The organism is Nonomuraea turkmeniaca (genome assembly GCF_005889735.1).
Taxonomy (GTDB): Bacteria; Actinomycetota; Actinomycetes; order Streptosporangiales; family Streptosporangiaceae; genus Nonomuraea; species Nonomuraea turkmeniaca.
On sequence record NZ_VCKY01000431.1, the window covers coordinates 1 to 4,051 of the forward strand.

Consider the following 4,051-nt stretch of genomic DNA (forward strand, 5'->3'; position numbering starts at 1 on the left):
GGCGGGGCGGGCGTGGGCCTGATCGGCATGCGGGAACGGGTCGAGCTGCTCGGCGGCTCGGTGCGGGTGACCCGCGACCGGGGCGCCTTCGAGGTCTGCGCCACGCTGCCGCTGCGGAGCGTCACATGACCGGCGTCCGGGTGCTGATCTGCGACGACGAGCAACTGCTACGGGAGGCGCTGGTGCGGCTGGTCGGGGCGGCCGACGACCTGACCGTGGTGGGCGCCGTCGGCGACGGGGCGGCGGCCGTCGCCGCCGTGGCCGAACTGCGGCCGGACGTGGTGCTGATGGACATCCGCCTGCCCGGCATGGACGGCATCGAGGCGACCCGCCGCATCACCCGGCAGAACGGGCCGTCCCGGGTGCTGATCTTGACGACGTACGACCTGGACAGCTATGTCTACGCCGGGCTGCAGGCCGGGGCCAGCGGGTTCCTGCTGAAGGACGCGCCGGGCGAACGGATCCGCGACGGGATCCGCATCGTCGCGGCCGGGCAGTCCGTGCTGGCGCCCGAGGCGACCACCCGCATGATCGAGGCGCTGCAACCCCTGCTGCCCACCGACGAGGACCGGGCGCTGCTGGCGGCGGCCGACCGGCTGACCGAACGCGAGCGCGAGGTCTGCGCGCTGATCGCCGAGGGCCTGTCCAACGACGAGATCGCGCGCCGCCTGGTCATCAGCCGCTACACGGTGAAGGTGCACGTGTCGAGCATCCTGACCAAGCTGGGGCTGCCGGACCGCGTGCACGTACTCCTCTCGTGGTCGAGGCTCCGCGGCCTGCACCCCTGAGCACTCCCCAGCAACCGTCAGGCACACGTGTAGATAAGGGCCCGCCATGAGCGGTCCGCCGGCACCGCCCCGTATCCCGTCTCTGCTTGACCCGCCAGATACGATCAAAAGTGCGGGATTGGCGTCACTCGTCGTTCTCATTCATCCCTGGGCCCAGATCAGAATCTCCCCCCACACAGCACAAGAGCATGGTGTGAACCGGCCGAGGGGGCGGAGGATGACCAGAAGCAGGAATATCACGATCACTGGGCGCATCACCCTATTCACCGCAGTGGTATCGGCATTGCTGTGCACGCTGCTGGCCGTAGTCCTGATGATCGCCATCCATCGCTACGCCACCAGCGCGCTCAGCTCGGAGATCCGCGCGGCCGGTGGCCGTGTAGCCATCACGGTCGAAGACCTGGGTAGGGTGAGCGGTCCCCTTGCGCAGCACCCGGGCCGCAACGTCCAGGTGGTTGACCACCAGGGGCGCGTCGTTGAGTCGACCCCGGCGCTGCGTGGCAAGCCGCCGATGGCGACGTTCAGCCCGGACGGCATGAACACGAGGGAAGATGTGGTGTGCGGCGGCGTCTTCGGGCATGGCCAGTGCGACATCGTGATCGCCCAGTCGGCCGACCGGCCGGAGGGGAACTGGACGGTCTACGCGTCCTCGCCCGTGGTTCCCATGTGGGTCGAGCCCTGGCTGGCGTCCCGGATGATCGGCTCCGCGGCCGTGCTGGCGGTCGCCATCACCTACCTCGGCAACCGGATCGTCTCCGCGTCGCTGCGTCCGGTCAGTGCCATCCGCAGAGAGCTGGACGAGATCAACGCCACCTGCCCCTCCCGCCGGGTACCGACGCCGCACAACCGCGACGAGATCAGCGACCTGGCCGACAGCATCAACCACACCCTGACCCGCCTCGACACGGCGATGACCCAGCAGCGCCAGTTCGCCTCGGACGCCTCCCACGACTTGAGAAGCCCTATCGCCGCGATGCGCGCGGAAGTGGAGGACGCCCTGCTGGCGCCGGAGGGGACCACCGTGACCAGGTTGTGCAACACCCTTCTGGGCAGCCTGAAGCGGATCGAGTCGATCGTCTCCGACCTGCTGACCCTCACCAAACTGGACGCGAGCGCGCCCACGGCGCTCACCCCCATCGACCTGGCCGACCTGGTGGGCGAGGAGTGCCGGATGCATCCTCAGACGACCAAGCGTCTCATCTGCCGCCTTGAGCCCGGCGTGCAGGTACGTGCCGACCCCCAGCACGTGGGCCGCCTGCTCACCAATCTTCTCGACAACGCCGACCGGCACGCAGAAAGCACGATCACGGTCACGCTGCAGCACGAGGACGATGAGAGTTGCCCGGGCGGCGTCGCGGTGCTGGAGGTGCTGGACGACGGGCCGGGCATTGATCCCGACAAGCGTGAGCTGGTGTTCCGGCGCTTCACCCGGCTGGACTCCGCCCGCAACAAGAACACTGGAGGCAGCGGGCTTGGCCTGCCGATCGCCCGGCGGATCGCCGAGGCGGCCGGGGGTACGCTGCGGATTGAGGACAGCGATCGGGGCACCCGCTTCGTCCTCCGGGTCCCACGCTACGCGCGGGATGCCTCCGATTCCACGCCCGCTGCCGGATGACTCCATTCTGTCGAACAGCGGTGCCCGGGGGGATCAACGACGTTTCGTCCTGATGGCGCCGAACGGCGCCGCCGGCCTCGGCGACCTCCCGGCCGACGGCTGGCCTGCTGCTGGGCCTGGCGGAGGACGGCAAGGCGGGCACCGAGGCCGGCGGCTGGAGCGATCGTGTCAGGGACGCGCGGGTCCGGCCCACCGGATGGATCACCGTCCGCAGGCCGCGCTGGTCCGCCCCGCCTCGGGACCGGAGCGGGGCCTTCTGACCGTGGGGAGGCTACAGCCCGGTCATCACCAGGCTGATGAAGTACGAGTAGAAGGTGTCGTTGTTGCCGGAGATGGTCTTCGAGATGGTGGCCACCTGGCCCGTGGCGAGTCCAGCGCACGTCGAGCCGCGTGCGGTGATCGTGCCGAGAGTGGTGCCGTTGGCGACCCACGGCGGGGTGACTTCGCTCAGGGTGAAGAGCGCCGACCCGGCTGAGCTGATCACGGCGCTCGGACTGCCGAAGGAAGCCGTGTAAGCACGGGCGCCGGCCCACATGTTGACCCAGCTGTTGCCGGCGGGATACATGATCCCGCCCAGGTTGATACGGATCTCGTCAACGTTGTCGGTCTCGTCCACGTTGTTCGCGTCGACGAAGTCCACCTCCACCCGGCACGTCGCGGCCATGGCGGTCGCGCCGGCTGGCGGGGCCGCGACCAGCGTCGCCGGCACGGCCAGGCCCGCAGCCAGGGCGAGTGCGGGGATCAGCTTTTGAGAGCGCATGCTGTTTCTCCTTGGTGTGACGTGCGCTTCGCGTTCCTCGCGAAACACGGCATCAGAGTGGGGCAGGCAGCGTGAGCGCATCGTTAGAGCCCAGGTCAGTGGCGGATAGCACGTTCTATCTGTGCCTTTTCGCACAACCCCGCGGCCGTGGTGCGCTTACTGTGCTGCGTCTATGGGAGACTCGCTGACTCTGCTGCTGCTCGGCCCGCCGGTGGTGGCCGTCCGAGGGCGCCCGGTGGGCATCCGCGCCGCCAAGACGCGCGCCCTGCTCTGCTATCTCGCCGCCACGCCGGGGCCGCGCCCGCGCTCGGAGCTGGCCGCGTTGTTGTGGGGCGAGCGGCCCGACGCCAACGCCCGGGGCAGCCTGCGCCTGGCGCTGTCGGAACTGCGCAAGGAGGTGGGCGGGTGGCTGGAGATCACCCGCGATCACGTACGGTTCCTCCCCTGCGACGGCTGCTTCGTCGACCACGGGCATCTGGCCCGGACGCCGACCGTGGACGAGGCGCTGCGGTTGTGGCGCGGCGACTTCATGGACGGCGTGGAGTTCTGCGACGCCCCGGCGTTCGGGGGCTGGCTGGAGTCCGAGCGCGGGCGGGCCCGGCTGCTGCTGCGCGAGTTGCTGCTGGGGGCCGCCTCCGCGCCGCCCGACCAGTTCGTACGGCTGGCGCGCCTGGTGGCGGAGCTGGATCCGTACGACGAGGAGGCGCACCGGCTGCTGATCATGGCGCTGGCCCGGGCCGGCAACCGGGGCGCGGCGCTGGCCTGCTACGACGACCTGCGGCGGCGCCTGGCCGACGAGCTGGGGGTGGAGCCCGCGCCGGAGACGGCGGCCGTCCGCCGGCGGCTCGTGTCCCCCGTACGCCGCGCCACCCCGCCCGTCCCCTCCAC

4 protein-coding genes are annotated in these 4,051 nt (G+C 70.4%); 3 read left to right on the forward strand and 1 reads right to left on the reverse strand.

The window, feature by feature from the left end; translation table 11 throughout:
* Positions 1–125 precede the first annotated feature (125 nt).
* Together ETD86_RS52995 and ETD86_RS53000 are read left to right on the forward strand one after the other, a co-directional pair.
* On the forward strand, positions 126–788 hold the full coding sequence (locus ETD86_RS52995; RefSeq protein WP_138674179.1) for a response regulator: 663 nt from the start codon (positions 126–128) through the stop codon (positions 786–788).
* A gap of 217 nt (positions 789–1,005) precedes the next feature.
* Positions 1,006–2,403: a sensor histidine kinase gene (locus tag ETD86_RS53000; RefSeq protein ID WP_170223789.1), complete on the forward strand. Its 1,398-nt coding sequence runs from the start codon at positions 1,006–1,008 to the stop codon at positions 2,401–2,403.
* A 271-nt stretch (positions 2,404–2,674) separates the two neighbouring features.
* On the opposite strand, the gene ETD86_RS53005 is transcribed toward ETD86_RS53000, so the two are convergent.
* Positions 2,675–3,163, reverse strand: coding sequence for a hypothetical protein (locus ETD86_RS53005; RefSeq protein ID WP_138674181.1), 489 nt, complete (start codon positions 3,161–3,163; stop codon positions 2,675–2,677).
* A gap of 172 nt (positions 3,164–3,335) precedes the next feature.
* Between ETD86_RS53005 and ETD86_RS53010 the strand changes: the two genes are divergently transcribed.
* On the forward strand, positions 3,336–4,051 hold a 716-nt coding region (locus tag ETD86_RS53010; RefSeq protein ID WP_281287114.1), incomplete at its 3' end, for an AfsR/SARP family transcriptional regulator.

Bases quoted from the DNA above. Each gene is read 5' to 3' on its own strand.
- ETD86_RS52995 (WP_138674179.1), top strand. From the start codon at position 126: ATGACCGGCGTCCGGGTGCTGATCTGCGACGACGAGCAACTGCTACGG.
- ETD86_RS53000 (WP_170223789.1), top strand. From the start codon at position 1,006: ATGACCAGAAGCAGGAATATCACGATCACTGGGCGCATCACCCTATTC.
- ETD86_RS53005 (WP_138674181.1), bottom strand. From the start codon at position 3,163: ATGCGCTCTCAAAAGCTGATCCCCGCACTCGCCCTGGCTGCGGGCCTG.